We start from the raw sequence: 20,534 nt of genomic DNA on the forward strand, positions 1-20,534 counted from the left end.
CAGGCCCTCGGGATTCAGGCGGCGAGGCCCGCCTCCGCGCGCGTCACTTCATAGACCACGCTCCAGTCTTTCTCGCCGAGCCCCATCTCCAGAGCGCGGGCAAGCTTTCGTTGCGTCGTTTCGACGAAGTCCCAGCGGACATGCGCCGCCTGCGCCGCCTCGAGAATCAGCGTGGCGTCCTTGAGGCCGCCGCGAACGTCGAAGCCCAGGTCTTCGAAGTCGCGACGCCAGATGCGCGTTGCGTAGCCCTGCATGCCGGGTTGGGCCCACAGCATCCGGAACATCGTGTGCAGCGCGGCCAACGGAATCCCGGTCTTCTCGCCGAAGGCGTAGACCTGACCCATCAGGTCGATCAGGGTCGCCGCCGTGTAGTTGATGGCGAGCTTGGCGGCGAGCGCCGTTGCGGGATCCTCGCCGAGGTATTGGGTCTGTCGCGTGTAGGCGGAGATCACGTCGCGGCTGGCGTCGAAGACGGATCGATCGCCGCTGACGAGCCCCATGAGGTCTCCGGCCGCCGCGGCGTCGGGTCTTCCGACGACGGGGGCCGCGAGGTAGGCGCAGCCGCGTTCGGCATGCAGGGCGACCAGGCGCCGCGTGGCGCCCGCCGAGATTGTCGAAGCCCCGATATGAACGCTGCTGCGTCCGAGGCCGGCGAGAAGCCCCTGCGGTCCTTCGACGACGGCCAGGACCGACGCATCGCCCATCAACGAGGTGATCACGAACTTGGCCGAAGCCGCCGCCGCGGCCGGGGTTTCCGCGGCTTTCGCCCCGGCCGCCACGAGCGGACGCGTCTTCTCGGCCGTTCGATTGTAGACCGTCAGCGGAAAGCCGGCCCTGAGAAGGCTCAGGGCGATGCCGGAACCCATGCGTCCGAGGCCGATGACCGCGACGGCGGGCTTCGCCGCGGACAAGTCCTTCGCGCCTTTCGCCCCGCGTCGCGCGATGCGCGCCAGATCGCCGAACCATCCGGCGACATCGCCGTCGCCGACGATCGTGAGCGACTGGTCGGCGAGCGCGTTCGCAACGGCCTCTGGGTCGGCGCTGCGGAGCCTCCGGACCGCCGTCTCGGCGTCCCGCCAGACGAAGGAGACCTCGGCGGTCGGGAGCGCGCCCCGTCGAGAGAAGACAGCCCCTCCGGCGAACACGAAGCTCCTGGCGACCTTGTCGTCCCGGGTCTTGATCTGGACGACCCGCCTGCGGTCGCGCAGCATGGCCGCGACATCGGGCCGCTTGGCTTCGCGGCGCAGGATGGCGGCCAGCCCGAACAGCATCAATTCGAGGGTGAGTTTCATGATGGTTGCTCCTGAACAAGTCGGCGCCGCCCGCCAATCGACAGAGCGGCGCATTCCCGCAGTCGGCGACCGGGCGTTCGAGTACGCCCGCCGATCGCGATGTCGTTCATTTACGTGTATTATGCACGCATATTGGCAGGTCCACGCCCGGATGTAAAGGTGTAAAATGCACGCAACATCGCGCCTGATGTCGCGGCCGCCGGGGTCCGGCGCGCGCCTCCGATACGGCGAACCGATCCGGGCGCCTCGGCCCAAGGATCCGCGGCGACCGTGACGTTCGGGTTGGCTCTCGCGTCGAACCTCGGATATACGTGCGTCTTACACAGATGATGAGGAGACCGATGTCGTCGAGGAAGCCATCCGGCACAGCGCTTTTGCAGGGTCAGCTCCGGCGGCTGCACGGCGCGATGGTCGACATCGTCGGACTCATGAACCGGCCGCAGCTCGATGGCGCGCTGATCGAGGAAGCGGCCATTCCGCTCGACCGGGCGCTGTTTCCGCTCCTCGTGGGAATCGAGCGGTTCGGACCGATCGGGATCGTCGATCTGGCCGACCGGGTGGGGCGCGATCACACCACCGTCAGCCGGCAGGTCGCCAAGCTCGAAAGTCTCGGTCTGGCGGCGCGGCAAAACAGCGCGGCGGACCGACGCGTGCGTCAGGCCGTCATGACCGAGAAGGGCAAGGCGATGACCGATCGCGTCGACGCAGCGCGCGACCGGATCGGCCAGGCGCTGTTCGAAGGCTGGGACGAGCGCGACATCCATGAACTGGTGCGGCTCATGCTGAAATTCGCCGACACGCTGAAATCGGGAACGAACCCTCTGGTCGAGAGCGAAAACGACCAGGGCAAGAGAACGCGGCGAGCGCCGGGGCGGCGCCCGCGCCGACCGTCAGTCGAGGCCGTGTGACAAAGCAGCGAAGCCGTTATTGTCCCTCCGCCACGTAAGGCGGTCTGGTCTGGCGAAACGCGCGTGTCGCCGCGACCGCCTGCCCGGCCGCCGGGCGCGCGACTTGCCCGCCCCGCTACTTCCAGGCGTCGAACGCCTTCTGCAGCATCGCCTGGCCGTCGGCCGACTTCTGGAACACCAGCTTGGCGATACGGTTGTCGTTCAAGAGCAGCGGGAAATCGAACCAGGCCCGGCTCTGCATCAGGTCGAGGTTGCGGGCGGAGTCCTGATCGCCCTTGGCCAGCGCGAACAGGAAGTAGTCGTCGCCGATCTTGACCTTGACGCTGTTGAGCGCTTCGGAGGCGGTCGAATCGAGCTTGCGCATCTGCGGCAGACCGACGTCTTTGAAGCCGGTGAACGGCGCCCCGTCCTGGAAGGTGAACTTGAGGTCGATGGTGTGGGTCGCCTGCAGCGTCGGGTCGGTGTTCTTCCGCAAGATCATCGAGGCGTGCATCTTGAGGTCGGGGATGTCGGCGTCGGCCTCGACCGCCCCGCCGCCCGGCTGGCCCTGCGGCGCCGGAATCGCCGACCACACGGTCGATCCCAGATTGACCACCGGCTTCTGCGGGTTGTCGGGGGACGCGACCAGCATCGCCGCGCGCCCTGCGCTCGGCAACTGGCCTTCGGCCTGAGGCGGCTGCTGCGGGCTGGCCGGCGCGGCCCCCGCTGCGGCGCCCTGCGCCGCTTCCTGGCCGGCGTTCGCGCCCGAGCCGGCGCCGTCGGGCGAGGCTTGCGCGCGCTGGGCGATCTTCGACGGCGTCTGGACGGCTTCCGGCGCCGGCGCCGGGGGGGCGATCGCGAGGTCCTGAGGCTTCTGCCGCATCAGGATCGCGACCACGGCGACCGAGAGCACGATTCCGAGCACCACGGCGAGCGCCGCCCACGGCCAGGTTCGCCGCCGCTCCTCCGGGACGGACGGCGCAACCGGCCGCAACGCTTCCGCTTCCGGACGGCCCGCGAGGGTCCGTTCGCCGTCGAGCGGCGCGAGCGCCGGCGCCGCGGCGCCGGCGTCGTCGTCCCCCCGGCTCGCGACGACCGGCGGCGCGTCGGACGCCTCGACCGCGCGCTCCTGATCGCTCGGCACGACGGCGGCGAGATTGTCGGGCGCGGCCTCGGACGCGCCTGACGGCGCCGCGACCACCGGCGGCGCGGCGCCGCCGCCCTCGGCGGTCGGCGGCTGGACGCGGATCGGCGGAGGCTTCGGCGCGGCGGCGCCGGGAGCGGGGGAAGGCCGCGCCGTCACCGCCGGCGCCGGGGGGCGCGGCGCGGCGGGCGGGGCGGCCGGCCTGAGGGGCGGCGGCGTCTGGGGCGGACGGGGTCCGGGAGCGGCGGGACGCTCCGGCGCGGCGGGCCGGGGGGGAGGGGCGACGGCCCCGGACGCCGCAGCGGGCCGGGGAAGCGGGGCGGCGGCGGGGGCCTGCGGCGCCGCAGCGGTCGGGGCCGGCTTCGCGGCGGCCGGCGGCGGCTCTGGGCTGTGCGGCGTCGGCGTCGGCGTCGGGGCCTCGGTCGGCGGCGACGCCGCCTTCTGCGCTTCGGCCTTCTCGACCGCTTCCGCCTCGACCGCCGCGATCGCCCTGTCGAGCGCGGTCTCCTCGCGCGCGATGTCGCTTTCCGGCAGGGGCGGACGCAGCGACCTCAGCTGTGTCACCAGGGCCTTGCGCGCGCGCTCGTAGATCGCCTGGCGGGCCGCGGCGGTGCTGGACGCCGGCAGATTGGCGACGGCGCGGGTGAGCAGCGATTGATAGTCAGCCATACGGTATTCGCTCGATCGGCCCCCGCGGGGTCAATCCTGGAAGGGGTCGTGAACGAGAATCGTATCGTCCCGCTCGGGACTTGTAGACAGGAGCGCGACGGGAACGCCAACCAATTCTTCGATCCGCCGGACGTATTTTATCGCCTGCGCCGGCAGCTCCGCCCACGAGCGCGCCTTGCCGGTCACGCCCTTCCACCCTTGGATCGTCTCGTAGATCGGCTCGATCCGCGCCTGCGCCGACTGCGAGGCGGGGAGGTAGTCGATCTCCTTGCCGTCCAGCCGGTAGCCGGTCGCCACCTTGATCTCCTCGAAACCGTCCAGAATATCGAGTTTGGTCAGTGCGATCCCGTTGATCCCGCAGATCCGCGCCGCCTGCCGGGCGAGGACGGCGTCGAACCAGCCGCAACGCCGCGGGCGCCCGGTGTTGGTGCCGAATTCATTGCCGCGCTGGCCGATCAGCCGGCCGATGTCGTTGTCCTGCTCGGTCGGGAATGGACCCGCGCCGACGCGGGTGACGTAGGCTTTGGCGATGCCGAGCACGTAGCCGATGGCGCTCGGCCCCATGCCCGAGCCGGTCGCCGCGTTCGCGGCCACTGTGTTGGAAGACGTCACGAACGGATAGGTTCCGTGGTCGACATCGAGCAGCGCCCCCTGGGCGCCCTCGAACAGGATCCGCTTGCCGGCGCGCCGCTCGCGGTCGAGCAGATCGAAGGTCGGCGCCATGAAAGGCAGGATTTTCGGCGCGATCGTCAAAAGTTCGGCGCGGATCGCGCTCGCGCTCGGGGCCGGCAGGCCGAGGCCGCGGCAGAGCGGATCGTGGTGGGCGAGCAGGCGCTCGATCTTGTCGTCGAGCGTGTCCGGCTCGGCCAGGTCCATCAGGCGGATCGCCCGCCGGGCGACCTTGTCCTCGTAGGCCGGACCGATGCCGCGCTTGGTCGTGCCGATCTTCGTTCCGCGCGCCGACGCCGATTCGCGGTGCGCGTCGAGCTCGCGGTGAAGCGACAGGATCAGCGGGACGTTCTCGGCGATCTTGAGCGTGTCGGGCTCGACTGCGACGCCCTGGCCGCGGATCTTTTCGATCTCGTCGACGAGATGATACGGGTCGAGCACGACGCCGTTGCCGATGATCGACAGCTTGCCCGGACGGACGATGCCGGACGGCAGCAGCGCCAGCTTGAACACCTTGCCGTCGATCACCAGGGTATGGCCGGCGTTGTGGCCGCCCTGGAAGCGGACGACGACATCGGCGCCGAGCGACAGCCAGTCGACGATCTTGCCTTTTCCCTCGTCGCCCCACTGGGCGCCGACCACAACCACATTGGCCACTGGCGCTCGCCCTCCAGGCTGCTGGTCGAACACGTGAAACCCCGGCGCCAGACAATAAGCTGCTGGGGCCGGGGCCTATTGCAGACTTGGCGTAGACGATCGGGTGAGCCGAGTAAAGGCGCCCGCGCGCCGCAGGCGCATCGGGCAAGGGCTTGCGAAAATCGGCGCGTCCGTCTTGGATTGGCGGCGGGCAATGTCCATATGCCCGCCGCGGGCGGCTCGAAGCCCGCAATCGGAGACGATGATGACCCCCGAAGAACGTCAGATGCTCGCCGGTCTGTTCGACCGCGTCAACGCGGTCGGCGCGACCTCGCGCGATCCGCAGGCCGAGGCCTTCATCAACGACGCGATTCGCGCGGCGCCGTTCGCGCCCTACGTGCTGGCCCAGACCGTGCTCGTCCAGCAGCACGCGATCGAGGCGGCCTCGCAGCGCATCGCGGAGCTCGAGGCGGCCGCGGCTCACGCCGCGCAGGCTCCCGAGCAGGGCGGGTTCCTCTGCAATCTCAGCCGCTCGATCTTCGGCGGTCCGCCGCCGGCGGCCCAGCCGCCGCGCGCCGAACAGGGCTATCCGCAGCCGGGCTATGCGCAGCAGCCCCCGCAAGGCTACCCGCAGCAGCAGCCTCCGCAGGGCTACGCCCCGCCGCCGGCCTCCGGCTACGCGCCGCAGCGGCCCGGCCCGTGGGGCGCCCCCCAGGGCGGCGCGCCGCAGACCGGCGGAGGCGGCGGCTTCCTGCAGAACGCCGCCTCGACGGCGGCGGGCGTCGCCGGCGGCGTCGTTCTCGGCAACATGCTCGGCGGTCTGTTCGGCGGCCATGCGGGCGGCGGCGGCCTGTTCGGCGGCGGCGCGCAGCCGGCCGCCGGCGCCGAGACGGTCAACATCTTCGAACAGACGCCCGGCAAGGACGATCAGGGCCAGTTCGACCCCAGCATGCCCGACGACGCCGGCTTCATCGACGATTCCTCGTTCGACGACGGCTCGGGCGGCGGCGGCGGCTTCGACGACGTGTGAGCGCGACCGCCGCGGCCCCGACCCGGCCGCGCCGGATGATGGGACTGGCGAAGCGCCGGGCGCCGGTTGCGCCGCGGGCGCTTCGCCTCCCCCGGCGGCGGCGGGTCGCCGCGATATTTCGCCCCGCGGGCGAAGTCGCGCAGGCCTCGACCGGCTCGAAGGCGCGCGAGGCTCGCCCGCTCAGCGCACGACCAGACCGCCGTCCACGGAAACGGCCTGACCGGTGACGTAGCTGGCGGCGGCGCTGCACAGCCAGAGGACCACGTTCGCGACCTCCTCGGGGCGGCCGACCCTCTCCATCGGGATGCTTTTTTCCATCGCCTCGAGCGCCTCGCCCTGCCCCGCCGCGACCATCCGGTCGACCATCGGCGTCCAGATCAGCCCCGGGCAGACGGCGTTGATGCGAACGCCGCGGGCCGCATATTCGAGCGCCGCGCTCTTGGTGAACCCGAGCACGCCGTGCTTCGTGGCCTGATAGGTCCCGCGGCCCGGCGCCCCCTTGAGGCCCCCGATCGAGGAGCAGTTGACGATGGCGCCGCTGGCTTGCCTGCGCATCTGGCGCAGCTCGAACCTCATTGAACTCCACACGCCGCGGAGATTGACGGCGACCACCCGGTCGAAATCGTCCGGCGTGGCGTCGGCGGTCTCGGCGACCACGTTCTGGACGCCGGCGTTGTTGTAGGCGACGTCCAGTCTGCCGAAGGTCGCGACCGTCCGCTCGACCATGGCCTCGACCTGATCGTCGTCCGTCACGTCGCAGCCGATCGCGAGCGCCTTCAGACCCAGCGCGGTCAGGGCGTCCGCTTCAGACCGCGCGCCGCTCTCGTTGGAGTCGGCCAGCGCGACGGACGCTCCCGACTCCGCAAAGGCTTTCGCCGTCGCGAGGCCCAATCCCGACGCCGCGCCCGTCACGAGCGCGACCTTGCCTTCGAAAGAAATGTTCATGGCGATGTGTCCTTTCGCTTGCCGAAGCGCGCGCTCCCTTTGAACGCGGTCGTCGACGGCGCCGTCCGCAATCAGCGGACTTGCGCGATCCGCCTTATCGTCGCGCCAGCCGTTCCACCTCCGGAGGGTAGCGGTCGCCTTGCACGGCAATTTTTGACGCGGCTTCCTCGATGCGCTCGAGGTCGTCGGGCGTCAGCGCGAGGGAGGCGGCGGCGATGTTCTCTTCGAAATGGTCAAGCCGGGTGGCGCCGGGGATCGGGACGATCCACGGCTTCTTCGCCAGGAGCCACCCGAGCGCGACCTGCGCGGCGGTGGCGCCCTTCAGGGCGCCCATCGCCGCGAGCAGGTCGACCATGGGGCGGTTCGCCTTGCGCGCTTCGGGCGTGAAGCGCGGCAGGTCGACGCGATTGTCGTTGCCGCCGAAGGTCGTCGTCTCGTCGATCGCGCCGGTGAGGTAGCCCCGGCCCAGCGGGCTGAAGGGGACGAAGCCGATCCCGAGGGACTCGCAGGCCGGCAACACGTCCGCCTCGGGCGCGCGCCACCAGAGCGAGTACTCGCTCTGGACGGCCGCGACCGGCTGAACGCGATGCGCGCGGCGGATGGTCTCGGCGCTGGGCTCCGACAGGCCGAAATGCTTGACCTTGCCGGCGGCGATCAGCTCCCCGACCGCCCCCGCGACGTCCTCGATCGGCACGTTCGGGTCAACCCGATGCTGGTAGTAGAGATCGACAGCCTCGACCCGAAGCCGCTTCAGCGAGCCTTCGACCGACCGCCGGATGTGTTCGGGGCGGCTGTCGAGGCCGCCGGTGGCGAGGTCGTGGCCGAACTTGGTGGCGATGACGACGTCCTTTCGGAACGGCGCCAGCGCCTCGCCGACCAACTCCTCGTTGGTGAAGGGCCCATAGACCTCGGCGGTGTCGAAGAAGGTGACGCCGCGCGCCACCGCCGCGCCGATCAGGGCGACCATCGCGCTGCGGTCCGGCGCCGGGCCGCGGTGATAACTCATGCCCATGCAGCCGAGGCCGATGGCCGAAACTTTCAGGCCGCTTTTTCCAAGCTCGCGGGTCTGCATTGAGGCGCTCCTTGCTGGCGGCGGCGCAGAAGTCAGGCGCCGGCCTCTTCGAAGACCTTGCGGGCGATCTGAAGCGCGGTCATCGCGGGCGGCCGGCCGGCGTAGAAGGCCAGATGGGTGATCGCGGCGACGATCTCCTCGCGGGTGACGCCGTTTTCGAGCGCCCATGAGCTTCCTGTCCCACCGCTAGTGCAGGATGAATTGAGGTCCATCATTGCGAGCGAAGCGAAGCAATCCAAGCCGGGGACGCGGCAACGCCATGGATTGCGTCGCTTCGCTCGCAATGACGGCGGTGTTTCCACTTGATTTCACCATGCTCTAAAATGGGCCCGCTGTTCGAACACGCCCTTGGCGATCGGCAGCGCGGTGAACACGTTCGGTCACCCGGCATAGAAGGCGAGCTGGGTCAGGACCTCGGCGGCCTCGGCCTGGGTCAGGCCGTTGTTCATCGCGCGATTGAGGTGCGAGGCGAGCTCGATCGGCCCGAAGCCGTTTGACGATCACGTGGGGCATGGACGCCTCAGGCCGCGTATTGTTCGTCGGAGACTTTTTCCAACCAGTCGACGGCTTTGCCGTCGAGCCTTTCCTGGATGGCGATGTGGGTCATGGCGGTGGTGGGGGACGCGCCGTGCCAGTGCTTCTCGCCGGGCGGAAACCAGATGACGTCGCCCGGCCGGATCTCCTCGATCGGGCCGCCCTCCCGCTGGACCCGGCCGCACCCCGATGTGACGATCAGGATCTGCCCGAGGGGATGGGTGTGCCACGCGGTGCGCGCGCCAGGCTCGAAGGTGACGTGCGCGCCGGTTGCGCGCGCGGGGTCGGGCGGACTGAACAGCGGGTCGACCCGCACCGTCCCGGTGAACCAGTCGGCTGGACCCTTGCCGGACGGTTGTGAGCCGCTTCGCTTGATCTCCATCGCCTTGCTCCTTCCTTCCGCAAAGATAGCGCGCAGTCGGGCAAGCGATTAGACGGGATTATCCGCATGTGCTTATAAGTGAGGCTTATGAATGCCGGCCGAGGACCTCAACGATCTCGCCGCTTTCCTCGCGGTGGCGCGCGAATGCAGCTTCACCCGCGCGGCCGCGAAGCTCGGCGTGTCGCAGTCGGCGCTGAGCCAGACCGTCCGGGCTCTCGAGGCCCGCTTCGGCGTGCGCCTCCTGACGCGCACCACGCGCAGCGTCGCGCCGACCGAGGCGGGCGAACGTCTCCTCAGAACTGTCGGGCCGCGCATCGAGGAAATCCAGGCCGAGATCGAGTCTCTGAGCGAGCTCCGCGAAAAACCCGCCGGGACCATCCGGATCACCGCCGGAGACCACGCCGTCCACTCGGTTCTCTGGCCGAAGCTGGCGAAGTTCCTGCCCAATTATCCGGACATCAAGGTCGAGCTCTTCATCGACAACGGCCTGACCGACATCGTGGCGGGGCGCTACGACGCCGGGGTCCGCTTTGGCGAACAGGTCGCAAGAGACATGATCGCGGTTCGGATCGGCCCGGACGTTCGCTTCGCCGTGGTCGGCGCGAAATCCTATTTCGCCCGGCGGCCGCCGCCCCTGACGCCGCACGACCTCGTCGGTCACAATTGCGTCGGCCTGCGTCTGCCGACGTCCGGCGGTCTCTATGCCTGGGAGTTCGAGAAGGACGGCCGCGAAGTGAGGGTGCGCGTCGAAGGTCAGCTCGTCTTCAACGGGGTCCTTCCGATCGTCGAGGCGGCGCGCGCCGGTCTCGGGCTCGCCCATGTGCCGGAGGATCTCGCCGAGCCCTATCTCGCCGGCGGAGATCTCGTTCGCGTGCTCGAGGACTGGTGCGCGCCCTGGTCCGGCTACCGGCTCTACTACCCGAGCCGGCGGCAATCCTCGCCGGCCTTCGCTTTGCTGGTCGATGCGCTGCGCCACCGGGGCGCCGCAAATTGAGCCGAACCCGGTGATTGGGCGCGCCGGAGATTAACCGACCGGCAGCCGCGACTCGCGCGCTCCCGTCCCGGTGAGCGGGTTCGTCTCGTCCCAGCGGTAGCGCACCGTCTCGAAGCGCATCCCCTTGAGGTCGAGCATCAGCAGTTTTCCGACGAGGCCCTCGTCGCCGTCGCCGAAGCCGCCGACGAGGACGCGGATCGCTTCGAGCGCCATCAGCGACCCCAGAACTCCGCCGATCGCGCCGAGCACCCCGGCCTCGGCGCAGGTCGGGATCGTTCCGGGCTCGGGCGGATCGGGAAACAGGCAGCGGTAGGTTGGGTTCGGTCCGCCGTCCGGCCCGGTCTCGTAGGGCTTGAGCACCGTCAGCGAGCCGTCGAACTCGCCGAGCGCCGCGGCCACCAGCGGCTTTCGCTCGAGGTAGCAGGCGTCTGACAAGGCGTAGCGGGTGGCGAAATTGTCCGAGCCGTCGAGCACGACGTCATACGGCCGGACCAGCGCGCGGGCGTTGGCCGCGTCCAGGCGCACGCCGATCGGCTCGACCGTCACGTGCGGGTTGAGCCGGCGGATGGCGTCGGTCGCGCTCGCGACCTTCGGCCGGCCGACGTCGTCCGTCCCGTGCAGGATCTGGCGGTGCAGGTTCGACAGCGCCACGACGTCGTCGTCGACGATCCCGAGCGCGCCGACCCCGGCGCCGGCCAGATATTGCAGCGCCGGCGAGCCGAGGCCGCCGGCGCCCACGACGAGCGCGCGCGCCCCCTTCAGCCGGTTCTGCCCCGGCCCGCCGACGCCGCGCAGCACGATCTGGCGCGCGTAGCGCTCGACTTCTCCGCTCGAAAGGCTCATCGCGCGCCCCTCGGCAGCGCGCCTATTCCCACCGGTTCGGCCCCGTCTGCTTCATCGTGATCACGTCGATGCGGCCCTTGTTCTGCGGCCCGCCGACCCAGCCGGACATCACCCAGCTCGTCAGCCCGACCACGATGGCGGCGAAGAAGGCCGGCCAGAAGCCGGTCACGACAAAGGCATTCCCGAGGAACCAGGACACCAGCTCGATCATCAGGCCGTTGATGACCAGCAGGAACAGACCCAGCGTCAGGAGCGTGATCGGGAGGGTGAGGATGATCAGGATCGGCCGCACGACGGCGTTGACGATCCCGAGCAGCAGCGCCGCGGCGATCAGCGCGCCGGTCGACCGGAACTCGACGCCGGGCACGATCATCGAGGCGAGCCACAGCCCGATCCCGACGACGACGGCGCGAATGAGAAAACTTTCCATGACGGAACCTCGACTTTCGCGGGGAATGTAGGACCTTGCACGGCGTCGCGCCAGATCCGCCGTTCGCGGCGACCGCGGCTCACAGGCAGGCCAGGGCGCCGGAATTGCGCGCCGCCCGCGCCAGCACCTCGGCCGCGCGTCGGCGCTGGAGCGGCTTCGGACGGGCAGGGTCGCGCTCGCGCGGATTGGGCAGCGCGGTCGCGAGCAGCGCGCCCTCGCGGGCGTCGAGGTCCGCAGCGCTCTTGTGGAAGGCGCGCCGCGCCGCAGCCTCGATCCCGAACACGCCGTCGCCCCATTCGGCGATGTTGAGGTAGACCTCGATCACCCGCCGTTTCGGCCAGAGTTTTCCGATCACGAGCGCCATCGGGATCTCGACGCCCTTGCGGACGACCGATCGGCCGGGCCAGAGGAACAGGTTCTTCACCGTCTGCATGGTCAGCGTCGAAGCGCCGCGGGCTGGTCCGCGTTCGCCGGCGGCCGCGAGCACGCCGCGCAGCGCGCCCCAGTCGACGCCGTCGTTCGAACAGAAGGTCGCATCCTCGGAGGCGACCACGGCCGCGATCGCGGCGGGCGAGACGTCGGCGAGCCGCACGGCGGTCCGTTCGTACGGCTTTCCCTGGAGCAAGCGGGCGACCATCAGCGTCGAAACCGGATCGACGAAGGCATAGAGCGCGATCAACGCGAAGAAGGCGGCCGCGAGCGCGGCCACGCCCCAGAGCGCGCCGCGCGCGACGGCGCGAAACGAGGGAAACGGGCGCGCCATGGCGGAAACCCTGGCCGAATCCGGGGCGCCCGGCAAGGCCTTCGGCCCCGCCGGGACCTCGGGCCCCGTCACTCCGTCGGCAGCTTGTAACCCTTGAAGCTCTCGCGCAGCTTCAGCTTGTTGATCTTGCCGGTCGCGGTGTGCGGGATCTCGCGCACGACCTGCATGTCGTCCGGCATCCACCACTTGGCGATCTTGGGCTTGAGGAACGCCAGCACCTCTTCGGTCTTGGGTTCGCAGCCCTCCTTCGGCACGATGACGAGCAGGGGCCGCTCGTCCCACTTGGCGTGGTGAACGCCGATGACGGCGGCCTCCGCCACGTCCGGGTGGCCGACGGCGAGGTTCTCGATGTCGATCGTCGAGATCCACTCGCCGCCCGACTTGATGACGTCCTTGGCCCGGTCGGTGATCTGCATGAAGCCGTTCGGGTCGATGGTGGCGACGTCGCCGGTGTCGAAGAAGCCGTTGTCGTCGAGGATCTTGCCGCCCTCGTCGCGGAAATAGGTCTCGACCACCGCGAAGCCTCGCACCTTCAGCCGGCCGAACCGCTTGCCGTCCCAGGGCAGCGCGTTGTCCTCGTCGTCGACGATCTTCATCTCGACGCCGAACGGCGCCCAACCCTGCTTGGCCTGGATGGCGAGCTTCTCCTGATGCGACAGCCCCATCTGGCTCGGTTTGAGCGCGCCGGCCGAACCGATCGGGCTCATCTCGGTCATGCCCCAGGCGTGCCGAACCTCGATCCCATAGTCCTCCTCGAAGGCGCGGATCATCTCGGGCGGGCAGGCCGACCCGCCGATGCCGACGAACTTGAGCGTCGTCAGCCGCTTGTTTTCCTTGCGCAGGTAGTGCAGCAGGCCCAGCCACACCGTCGGCACGGCCGCGGTCATCGTGACCTTTTCGGTCTCGAGAATGTCGTAGACGGAGGCGCCGTCGAGCTTGGCGCCCGGCATCACCATGCGGCAGCCGCGCATCAGGCAGGAGAGCGCCAGCCCCCAGGAATTGGCGTGGAACATCGGCACGACCGGCAGGACCGAGTCGTAGGCGTTCACCGTCAGAACTTCCGGCCCGACCGCCATCATCGAATGGAGGATGTTCGAGCGGTGCGAATAGAGCACCCCCTTGGGGTTTCCGGTCGTGCCCGACGTGTAGCAGAGGCCGGCCGCGGTGCGCTCGTCGAACTCGGCCCAGCGGAAGTCGCTGTCGGCCTCGGCGAGCCAGTCCTCGTAGGCGACGGCGTTCTTGAGCTTGGTCGCGGGCATGTGCGCGGCGTCGGTGAGCACGATGTAGCGTTCGACGCTCGGCAGATGGCCGGCGAGCGCCTCGAGCAGCGGCACGAAGGTCAGATCGGTCATGACGATCCGATCCTCGGCGTGGTTGATGATCCACGCGATCTGTTCAGGGAAAAGACGCGGATTGACGGTATGATAGACGGCGCCGACGCCGGTGATGCCGTACCATGCCTCCAGATGGCGGAAGCCGTTCCAAGCGAGCGTCGCCACGCGGTCGCCGAGCTTGATTCCGTCGCGCTCGAGCCGCTTGGCGACCTTGAGCGAGCGCTCGCGGATCTCGCCGTAATTCGTCCGGTGCATCGGCCCCTCGACCATCCGCGAGGCCACTTCCTGCTGCGGAAACTGGATCCCCGCGAAGTCGATGATCTTGTGCATCAGCAGGGGCCAGTCCTGCATCCGTCCCAACATCTCTTCATCCTCCCGATATCGCGCGGGCGCCGGCTTGATCGTGGCGCGCAGATTGTTCATGTCTATACCGTGACGCGCCGGAATCGCCAGAACAATCGTTGATCGTTGGAGCGCGCCCGATCCCGCGGGCCGCCGGCCTGGAAAGAGAACCCCGATGCAGAACCGCACGAACCCAGAGCGCGCGATGCGGGTCTGGCTGCGTCTCATTCGCCTCGAGGCGCGCATGCAGTCGGCCGTCGGCGACCGGCTGCGGATGATCGGCGTCTCGATTCCGCAGTGCGACGTCCTGACCACGCTGAGCGAGCAGGAAGGGGTCAATCAGCAGGAGCTCGCCAAGCGTCTCTACGTGACCAAGGGCAACATCTCCGGGCTTCTCGACCGGCTCGAGGCGGCCGGATTCGTGGAGCGCCGATCGCTCGCCTCGGACCGGCGCCAATATTCGATCCACCTCACCGAGAGCGGCCGGGCGATGGCGGACAAGGCGATCGCGGTGCAGCAGCGGTGGCTGGCCTCGACGCTCGGCCGTCTCGACGACGCCGAACTCGACGCGCTCGAGGCGCACCTGCTTCGGCTGCGCGACATCATGCGCGAGCAGGAGACGCCGCGGACCGCGCGCGCCGCAGGCGCGCCGTAGGCGCCGCCGCCGACCAGATCACCGACGGCGCGGCCGCGCGCCGCGACGGCTCCGCGGCGTCCGCCGCCCCGGGCGCGCCGGCGGAATCGGCGACCTCCCCTCATCGACCCCCGGCGTCCTCCCGGCAGGTCGCCAACCCTACGAGGCCATTGTCATGTCAGGTTTTTCCCGACAGCGAGCAGGCGTTTTCCCGACGAGGAACACGTGTGACCCCGACCTGCGTTCGCTCAGATTTACGCTATATTATTCATGTAAACAAGGCGGGCCGGACGACGCAGACGAAGGGTTCGGGAGCACGAATTAAGAGGGTCTTCATGAGCGAGCTTGGCGCGAGATCGGAAAGCCGGAAGAGCGGATCGAACGGCAGTGACGCGCCCCTCGTCATCCGCCAGTCCGCCGAACCGTCGCCGCGGCGCGCGCCGCGATCGATCCCGAACGCGCCCTGGCGCGGCCATGCGTGCCCAACGACCATCGGCCTGTGCGCGCGCCAGGTCGTCGCGTCGCTCAAGGAGAAGCGGATCGACCCTGCCCCCCTGCTGGCGCGCGCCGGACTAGAAAGCATGGCTCTCGACAGCCGCGGCGCGCGCGTTTCCGCAGCCGCCGAAGCGAATTTGATCGAGTTCGCCGCCGAAGCCGCCGCCGATCCGACATTCGGTCTCAACCTCGGCGCCTCGGAAAGCTCCGATCAGGCCGGGCTGGTTTCCCTCGTCCTCTCCACCACCTCGTGCGTGAGGGAAACCATCCGGCTGCTGCCGCGATACGGCCGGATCGTCGACGAAAGCGCTCGCTTTTCCGTCGCCTTTCCGTCCTCGCAAAACGCAGTCATCGAGCTTCGCTATTCCGGACAGCTCCGGCGCAACCTGAAGCATGCGGCCGAGTATCAGGTCGCGGCGTTCGTCCGCGCCCTGCGCGACTTCACCGGCCACGACTTCAGTCCGGTCCGGGTGTCGTTCGCGCACATGAGGCGGGACGACGCCCGGGCGTTCGAGCGGTTCTTCCGATGCCCGGTGGAGTTCGGCTGTGAAGTGGATCAGCTGGTCCTCTCGAAGGACACCCTCGACCTGCCCAACCGTCGCGCAGACCGCTATCTCTTGCAGACTCTCCAGCCGTTTGCCGACGAGGAGACGGCGGCGCGAGAGCTTCCATCGCAGTCCTTCTGCGAGGCGGTGGACAACCAGGTGTTCCGGACGCTGGCGCGCGGCGAACCGACCGTCGAGATTGTGTCGCAGGCGCTCGCCGTTTCGCCGAGGACGCTGTCGCGCCGGCTGGCGGAGGAGGGAACGACGTTTCCCGAACTGCTGACCAATCTCAGGCGCAGCCTCGCCCTCCAGTACATCCAGGAACCCGGCCTGAGCATCGACCAGATCGCCCTGTTGCTCGGATACAGCGAAGTGGCTTCGTTCAGCCACGCCTTCCGACGGTGGTTCGGCCACTCGCCGTCCGCCGCCCGGCGCGCGCCAGCGCCCGTGCGCGTCGAACAGGATCGCCCGAGCCGAGTGATTTTGCTGAACTGAAGCGGGCCGAGACGCTGGGGACCGCGCGCGCCGTCCCGGTCAGGGAGGCGCGCTGCGGATCACGGCGCGCCGAGCCAGCGCCGGACACGCCGGGCCACAGCCGTCCCGGCGGCGCATCGAGCATCCCCGCCATCGCCGCGTTGGACGTGCGCAGCCTCGCGTCCGGGCCGAAGACGGCGATGCCCTCGCCGATATTTTCTAGAATCGTTTCGATGAAATGGTCGTCTCCGCCTGCTTTGCTTCGGACGCGGCCCGCTCGGTGACGTCGCGAAAGGCCACCCGGCCTCCGCCGCCCGGTATGGATCTGAAACGGCTTTCGATCGTCGCGCCGTTCGACGCGCGTCGCGTCATCGACCCGGACTGTCCGTCACCGAGCCGCGCGATCCGGGAGGCGACGAAGGGCTCGCGACCTAAATTAGGCTCGCGGCCCCCCGACGATGGCGGCCCGCGAGCAATCGTTGCGGGGCGGCCTCTCACCGCTCGCGCAGCGCGCGCGAGGCGACCTCGACGACCGGGGAGAACAGGTAGTCGAGCAGTCGGCGCGAACCGGTCTTGATCTCCGCGGTCGCCGCCATGCCGGAGGTCAACGGCCGGTCGATGCCGTCGACGAGGATCGTCGAGGCCTCCGGCGCGAGTTCGACCGCGAACACGAGGTTCTGCGTGCGCTCGCCGCCGGCGAAGCCGGATGCGTTCGAGGCGCGGCTGGGGTCGCCCTCGATGGCGCTCGCGTCGGGCGACGGGATCGCGTCCTTGGCGATGCGGGTCACGTGGGCCTTGACCGAGCCGTAGCGCGTGAACGGGAACGATTCGACCTTGACCACCGCCTCCTGGCCGATGCGGACGAAGCCGATGTCGCGGTTGAGAACATAGGCCTCGATCTCCACCCGCGAGTCCTGCGGGACCACGCGCATGATCTCCTGCCCGCTGGTGACGACCTGGCCGATGTTGGTGATGATCGACGACTGGACGCGGCCGTCGAGCGGCGCGCGGAGCGTCAGATGGTCGACCATGGCCTCGGCCTTGGCGACCTTCTGGCGGTCCTCCTCGACCTTTCGCTCGGCGTCGTCGAGCTTCCCGGCCTGGTCGGAGACGAACGACTGAACCGCCTTCTCCGAATCGCGGGCGATGACGTCGAGCCCGGTCGTGGCCGAAGCGAGCTGACCTTCCTGCATGGCGAGCTGGGTCTGCTGGTACTGGAGGCTCTCGGTCGCGTCGATGACGGCCGACTTGGCGCCGGACTGCATGTCGACCAGCTTGGTGCGCATGTCGACGCGCTGCTGAAGCGTCGCGACCAGGTTGCGTTGCGTCGCGATGGTCTGCTTGAGCGTGTCGCGCTCGGCCGCCTTCTGCGTCTTCTGGGCCTCGAACGAGGCGATGGTCGCGGCGAGCTGCCCGAGGTCGGCCGCCAGCACCCGTTCTTCTCGCGCCCGCAGCGCCGGGCTGACGCCCTCCGGCCAGGCGATGGCCGGCGCCGGCGCGAGCGTCGCCCCACGCGCGGCCGTCAGCGCCGCATGGCGGCGCAGGATCTCGGCCTCGGCCGAGGCGAGGTCGGCCCGCGCCGACCGCGCGTCGGCGTCCGCGGCGGAAGGGTCGAGCTCGACCAGAACGTCGCCCGCCTTCACCGCGCTGTCGTTGCCGACGCGGATGGCGACGACGCGGCCGGTCTCCACGGACTCGATCACCTTGACGCGGCCGGTCGGCTGGAACTTGCCCTGGGCGGACGCAATGATGTCGATGCGGCCAAACCAGGAGAGGCCGAGGCCGACGACGACCAGCAGGCAGATGATCCACAGGAACGCCACCTGCACGGGCGAGGCGGGCGTCTCAAGGATTTCCAGCACCGGCGCGAGAAACTCGCGGTCGGACGCGGCGTTGCGCCAGACGACGTCGCGCGGCGCAATCGCGCGTCCGGTCGGAGGCCGGGGCGCCGGAACGGCGGGAGCGATGGTTCGGACGACGTCATTCATGCTGCGACCTCGACAGGGCTGCTCTGGAGACCCCAGAGGTAGGCGTAGAGGCCCCCCGGCCGGCGGATCAGCTCCTCGTGGGGACCCACTTCGACGATGCGTCCGTCCGCCATGCCGACGATGCGGTCGCAGCTGCGCACCGCGTTGAGCCGGTGGGCGACGATGATCACGGTCCGATCCTTGACGATGCGGCGCATGTTGCGCTGGATGATGCGCTCGCTTTCGTAGTCGAGCGCCGACGTCGCCTCGTCGAGGATGAGAATGCGCGGGTTGGTGGCGAGCGCGCGGGCGATGGCGAGGCGCTGGCGCTGGCCGCCGGACAGGTTGGCCCCGCGCTCCTCGATCATCGTGTCATAGCCCTCCGAGAGCTTGTCGATGAACTCGTCGGCGCCGGCCAGGCGGGCGATCTCGATCACCCGCGCCCTCGGCATGGCCGGATCGGCGAAGGCGATGTTCTCGTGGATCGTGCGGTTGAACAGCAGGTTTTCCTGCAGCACCACGCCGATGTGGCTGCGCAGCCACGCCGGATCGACCTGGCTCAGGTCCGCGCCGTCGAGGAACACCTGTCCCTCGCTCGGCATGTAGAGCCGCTGGACGAGTTTCGTCAGCGTCGACTTGCCGGATCCGGACGGGCCGACGACGCCGATCGTCTCGCCGGGCGCGATCTTCAGCGAGACCTGCTTGAGAATGTCCTGCGTCCCCGGGCGGTAGTGGAAGCTGACGTTGCGGAACTCGATCGCCCCGCGCGGCGTCGGCGGCGCGAGCCGCATCATCGGGGCCGGCTCCGGCGCCGCGTTGAGAATGTCGCCCAGCCGGTCGATCGAGATCTGGACCTGCTGGAAGTCCTGCCAGATCTGCGACAGCCGCAGGATCGGCTGCACCGCCTGCGAGGCGATCATGTTGAAGGCGACGAGCGCGCCGACGCTGAGCTCGCCGTCGATCACCGCCTTCGCCCCGAACAGCAGGATCGCTGCGGTCGTCAGCTTGCTGACGTACTGGATGCCGAGCTGGCCGCCGGTCCCGAGCATCGTCGCCGAGAAGCTGGTCTTCACATAGGCGGCGAGCTTTTCCTCCCACTGGGCGCGCATGATCGGCTCGACCGCCGCAGACTTGATCGTGCCGACCCCGACCACGGTCTCGACCAGGAACTGCTGGCTCGCCGCGCCGCGGTTGAATTTCTCGTTGATCAGGTCGCGCAGCGCCGGCCGCACCGCGAAGCCGATCAGAATGTAGACCGGCAGGCCGATCAACACGATCAGGGTCAGCGAAACGGAATAGGCGAACATCACCGCGATGAAGACGAAGGTGAAGACGAAATCGATCGCCGAGAACAGCCCCTGCCCGGTGAGGAACGACCGAATGGTCTCGAGTTCGCGCACCCGGGCGACGGTCTGTCCCGCCGAGCGCGTCTCGAAGTAGCTCATCGGCAGGCGCAACAGATGGGCGAACAGGCGCTGCCCGAGCTCGACGTCGATTCTGTTGGTGGTGTGCGACAGGGCGTAGGTGCGCAGATATTGCAGCGCCGTGTCGAACAGGCCGACGATGACGAGGCCGGCGATCATCACGAACAGCGTCTCGTAGCCGCGGTGGGTCAGGACCTTGTCGACGATGACCTGGAAGATCAGCGGCGTGGTCAGCGCGAACACCTGCACGAACAGGGACGCGGCGAGGACGTGCCCGAGCGGCTTGCGATAGCGCCACAGCGTCGGCAGGAACCAGCGCAACCCGAACATCTTCGGGCTGACCCCGGCGCCGCCGACCCGGCGCGCGACCAGCAGGGCGCGGCCTTCCGTCTCGGTCGTCAACTCCCCGAGGGTGACGTCGGTCGCCGCGTGGCTGATCGGGTCGACCAGGCGGCACAAGCCTGAGGGACCCCGTCCGCCGTAGACGTATAGCGCGCCGTTGCGCAGGCGAACGATCGCGGGGGTCGGAAGCTTGGCCATCCGCCGCTCGTCGGCCCCGGTGACCAGGCGCGCCTTCAGTCCGATGATCTGGGCGGCGCGGACGAGATCGAATTCGTCCGCCGAGCGGTCCCCGAGCGCGAGTTCGCGGCGAAGCTGGGTCGGATCGGCGCCGATTCGATAATAGGCGGCGATCCCGCTCAGGGCGCGCAAGCCGGGGTCGAGCGGCTTGGCGTCGCCGGAGGGGGGGGCTGATTGTTGCATAAGCGGGACTCTCTCGCGACGTTGGGGGGGCGCTTCGACAGCGCCCGCGGCAGGACGTTCGGGGACTTGCACGATCAGCCCCCCAATCGCGCAAGCAAAACCAATATGCGGAGACCGATGAGGAAATCAACTGCGACAAGTTAACGCAATGACGTAGATATTACTTTGCAAAAGACTTTGACTACGACGATATCGCGGCTAACATTGTGATGTGCGCATGGAATCACATCATTGAAACTCACTTCGACTTGAAAGAATTATGATCGG

19 protein-coding genes are annotated in these 20,534 nt (G+C 69.1%); 5 read left to right on the forward strand and 14 right to left on the reverse strand.

The window, feature by feature from the left end; genetic code table 11:
- Positions 1-14 precede the first annotated feature (14 nt).
- Entirely contained in the window at positions 15-1,292 is a 1,278-nt protein-coding gene (locus DFR50_RS27545) for an NAD(P)-dependent oxidoreductase (RefSeq protein ID WP_170153422.1), read from the reverse strand.
- 341 nt (positions 1,293-1,633) lie between these two features.
- Here DFR50_RS27545 and DFR50_RS27550 point away from each other — a divergent pair, with 341 nt between their 5' ends.
- A complete protein-coding gene (locus DFR50_RS27550) occupies positions 1,634-2,200 on the forward strand; it encodes a MarR family winged helix-turn-helix transcriptional regulator (RefSeq protein ID WP_113892878.1) in 567 nt (188 codons plus the stop codon).
- 115 nt (positions 2,201-2,315) lie between these two features.
- Here the strand turns inward: DFR50_RS27550 and DFR50_RS27555 are convergent, their stop codons facing one another.
- Together DFR50_RS27555 and DFR50_RS27560 are read right to left on the reverse strand one after the other, a co-directional pair.
- On the reverse strand, positions 2,316-3,992 hold the full coding sequence (locus DFR50_RS27555) for a hypothetical protein (RefSeq protein ID WP_113892880.1): 1,677 nt from the start codon (positions 3,990-3,992) through the stop codon (positions 2,316-2,318).
- Positions 3,993-4,022: 30 nt separating this feature from the next.
- On the reverse strand, positions 4,023-5,318 hold the full coding sequence (locus tag DFR50_RS27560) for an adenylosuccinate synthase (protein WP_113892882.1): 1,296 nt from the start codon (positions 5,316-5,318) through the stop codon (positions 4,023-4,025).
- Positions 5,319-5,562: 244 nt separating this feature from the next.
- Between DFR50_RS27560 and DFR50_RS27565 the strand changes: the two genes are divergently transcribed.
- On the forward strand, positions 5,563-6,327 hold the full coding sequence (locus DFR50_RS27565) for a DUF2076 domain-containing protein (RefSeq protein WP_113892928.1): 765 nt from the start codon (positions 5,563-5,565) through the stop codon (positions 6,325-6,327).
- Positions 6,328-6,507: 180 nt separating this feature from the next.
- On the opposite strand, the gene DFR50_RS27570 is transcribed toward DFR50_RS27565, so the two are convergent.
- The 5 genes from DFR50_RS27570 to DFR50_RS27590 form a co-directional block, all read right to left on the reverse strand.
- Positions 6,508-7,272: an SDR family NAD(P)-dependent oxidoreductase gene (locus DFR50_RS27570; protein ID WP_113892884.1), complete on the reverse strand. Its 765-nt coding sequence runs from the start codon at positions 7,270-7,272 to the stop codon at positions 6,508-6,510.
- A 94-nt stretch (positions 7,273-7,366) separates the two neighbouring features.
- Positions 7,367-8,344: an aldo/keto reductase gene (locus DFR50_RS27575; protein WP_113892886.1), complete on the reverse strand. Its 978-nt coding sequence runs from the start codon at positions 8,342-8,344 to the stop codon at positions 7,367-7,369.
- A gap of 32 nt (positions 8,345-8,376) precedes the next feature.
- Entirely contained in the window at positions 8,377-8,559 is a 183-nt protein-coding gene (locus DFR50_RS27580) for a carboxymuconolactone decarboxylase family protein (protein WP_113892930.1), read from the reverse strand.
- Between the two features lie 165 nt (positions 8,560-8,724).
- Positions 8,725-8,823, reverse strand: a complete 99-nt coding sequence (locus tag DFR50_RS27585) for a carboxymuconolactone decarboxylase family protein (RefSeq protein WP_113892932.1) — start codon at positions 8,821-8,823, stop codon at positions 8,725-8,727.
- 41 nt (positions 8,824-8,864) lie between these two features.
- Entirely contained in the window at positions 8,865-9,260 is a 396-nt protein-coding gene (locus DFR50_RS27590; protein ID WP_113892888.1) for a (R)-mandelonitrile lyase, read from the reverse strand.
- Positions 9,261-9,351: 91 nt separating this feature from the next.
- On the opposite strand from DFR50_RS27590, the gene DFR50_RS27595 reads away from it, so the two are divergent.
- Positions 9,352-10,254: a LysR family transcriptional regulator gene (locus DFR50_RS27595; RefSeq protein WP_113892890.1), complete on the forward strand. Its 903-nt coding sequence runs from the start codon at positions 9,352-9,354 to the stop codon at positions 10,252-10,254.
- Positions 10,255-10,284: 30 nt separating this feature from the next.
- Here the strand turns inward: DFR50_RS27595 and DFR50_RS27600 are convergent, their stop codons facing one another.
- The 4 genes from DFR50_RS27600 to DFR50_RS27615 all read right to left on the reverse strand — a co-directional run bounded on the left by DFR50_RS27600 (position 10,285) and on the right by DFR50_RS27615 (position 13,987).
- On the reverse strand, positions 10,285-11,097 hold the full coding sequence (locus DFR50_RS27600) for a HesA/MoeB/ThiF family protein (protein ID WP_113892892.1): 813 nt from the start codon (positions 11,095-11,097) through the stop codon (positions 10,285-10,287).
- A 22-nt stretch (positions 11,098-11,119) separates the two neighbouring features.
- Positions 11,120-11,527 carry a phage holin family protein gene (locus DFR50_RS27605; protein WP_113892894.1) on the reverse strand — a complete coding sequence of 136 codons (408 nt, stop codon included), beginning with the start codon at positions 11,525-11,527 and terminating at the stop codon, positions 11,120-11,122.
- Between the two features lie 79 nt (positions 11,528-11,606).
- The gene (locus DFR50_RS27610; protein ID WP_113892934.1) at positions 11,607-12,290 is read right to left on the reverse strand and encodes a biosynthetic peptidoglycan transglycosylase; all 684 of its coding nucleotides are present in this window, start codon (positions 12,288-12,290) and stop codon (positions 11,607-11,609) included.
- A 68-nt stretch (positions 12,291-12,358) separates the two neighbouring features.
- Positions 12,359-13,987, reverse strand: a complete 1,629-nt coding sequence (locus tag DFR50_RS27615) for a long-chain-fatty-acid--CoA ligase (RefSeq protein ID WP_113892936.1) — start codon at positions 13,985-13,987, stop codon at positions 12,359-12,361.
- A 154-nt stretch (positions 13,988-14,141) separates the two neighbouring features.
- Between DFR50_RS27615 and DFR50_RS27620 the strand changes: the two genes are divergently transcribed.
- Together DFR50_RS27620 and DFR50_RS27625 are read left to right on the forward strand one after the other, a co-directional pair.
- A complete protein-coding gene (locus tag DFR50_RS27620) occupies positions 14,142-14,621 on the forward strand; it encodes a MarR family winged helix-turn-helix transcriptional regulator (protein WP_245428181.1) in 480 nt (159 codons plus the stop codon).
- Positions 14,622-14,935: 314 nt separating this feature from the next.
- Complete coding sequence (locus DFR50_RS27625) at positions 14,936-16,135, forward strand: AraC family transcriptional regulator (RefSeq protein ID WP_113892896.1); 1,200 nt, start codon at positions 14,936-14,938, stop codon at positions 16,133-16,135.
- Between the two features lie 473 nt (positions 16,136-16,608).
- Here the strand turns inward: DFR50_RS27625 and DFR50_RS27630 are convergent, their stop codons facing one another.
- Together DFR50_RS27630 and DFR50_RS27635 are read right to left on the reverse strand one after the other, a co-directional pair.
- Complete coding sequence (locus DFR50_RS27630; protein ID WP_113892898.1) at positions 16,609-18,102, reverse strand: HlyD family type I secretion periplasmic adaptor subunit; 1,494 nt, start codon at positions 18,100-18,102, stop codon at positions 16,609-16,611.
- Entirely contained in the window at positions 18,099-20,267 is a 2,169-nt protein-coding gene (locus DFR50_RS27635) for a peptidase domain-containing ABC transporter (protein ID WP_113892900.1), read from the reverse strand. Before DFR50_RS27635 ends, DFR50_RS27630 begins: the two co-directional genes overlap by 4 nt.
- Between the last annotated feature and the right edge of the window lie 267 nt (positions 20,268-20,534).

This window comes from Roseiarcus fermentans, from assembly GCF_003315135.1.
Classification (GTDB): domain Bacteria; phylum Pseudomonadota; class Alphaproteobacteria; order Rhizobiales; family Beijerinckiaceae; genus Roseiarcus; species Roseiarcus fermentans.